1 protein-coding gene is annotated in these 1,582 nt (G+C 61.9%); it reads right to left on the reverse strand.

All coding sequences use genetic code 11. The features are described from left to right. Positions 1-204: 204 nt before the first annotated feature. The gene (locus AC1DT3_RS20555; protein ID WP_477467059.1) at positions 205-1,383 is read right to left on the reverse strand and encodes a mandelate racemase/muconate lactonizing enzyme family protein; all 1,179 of its coding nucleotides are present in this window, start codon (positions 1,381-1,383) and stop codon (positions 205-207) included. Positions 1,384-1,582: the final 199 nt, after the last annotated feature.

Genomic DNA, 1,582 nt, shown 5'->3' on the forward strand with positions numbered 1-1,582 from the left:
CGCCAGGATCACCTGGCCGATGGCCCGAAACAAGACAATCTGTCCGCCAGTGACCTGATCACCTACGAGACGCAAGCAAATGATCTCGATGGTCGAGACCAGGCTCGAGGCCACGAGGAATGCCGCGCCGAGAGCGACACCGGACATGATCTGTCCTCAGTTTGAGGGAGATCCGGCAAACGGTCGTTTGCCGGGCGGCAACGGCTAAACCGCTTCGGGCGTCGCGTAAAGGGTGCGGGAAGAAACTTTGATCTCGACGTCGACAAGATATTTGCGAACTGCTGCGAGATCGATCTCGATGCCGAGACCCGGCGCATCGGGAGCGGCGATCTCGCCATTCGCATCGCGTTCCAACACATTCGCCGTGAATTCGCGCGCCACTGGCTTCGGCGCGAACGGAAATTCGCAGATCGTGTGATCGGCAAGTCCTGCATAGGGCTGGAGCGAAGCGCTCAAGGCGAGGTGGGACGTGAAGGTGTGATTCACGTACGTCACTCCGCGCGCGACGGCGTAATCGGCCACTTTCTTCGCCGGTCCGATGCCACCGATGCGTCCGCAATCGATCTGCACGAAGCCGACACCGCCATAATCGATCAGGTGCCGCGCCATGAAGACGTTGTGCGCCGCCTCGCCGCCTGCGATCTTGACCCGGTCGCTGCGGCGTGAAAGCGCGTGATACGCCTCCAATGCGCCGCCGTGGAATGGTTCTTCGAGCCACACGGCACCAGCGGCCTCAAGCGCCGGTAAACGTGCAGCCGCGGCCTCTACATCTTCACCCCAGATCTGCCCGACATCGACAAGCAAGATACCATCACGCCCAAGGCCCTCCCGCGCGGCATGCAGGTGATCCGCATCATCCCTGACGCTTCCGCGACCGATGGGGCCCCAGCCGAATTTGACGGCCTTGAAACCATCTCCACGCGCTCGCTTCGCACCGTCGAGCGTCTCTTGCGGCGTGTCGCCGAAAAGCTGCGAAGCATAGGGCGTCTTGCGGTGGGATTTGGCGTATCCGAGAAGCTTCCAGACCGGTGCGCCGAGCGCCTTGCCGAGAAGATCCCACAACGCCATCTCGATTCCGGAGAAGGTGTGCGCAGCCTGCAGCAGATCCATACTGTTGTACTCGACATCCGCCGCGATGCGGGCGATATCCCCCGGCCCGTCGATGGTCTGGCCGAGCACCGACGCAGCAACGGGCCGGCAGACGCCATGAGACATCGGCGCAACGAAACCGGCAATCGAGACGAGCGGCGAAGCCTCGCACTCGCCCCAGCCCACGTGTCCGCCCGCGACGACACGCACGAGCAACGCATCCTGGCTGCCATCGGCCTCGGTCGTGACTTCCGGCATGGCGAGGTAAAAGAAATCCACGGCTTCGATCTTCATCGTCTTCACTCGCCTAGTTTTCAAGGAGGGATCGTCAGCGGACATAGAAACGCGCGGACGGTGTGAACGTCACGTTCTCGTCGAGGGGATACATCGGCCGCGCGCAGATCGTGTGACCGAGGCTCTTGAGATTGGCGGATGTCRCACCCGGCGCATCGACATTGAAGTTTTTCTCGACCCACCCGTCGTACATGTGATG

The sequence above is a fragment of the Microvirga sp. P4_G7 genome, from assembly GCF_056401005.1.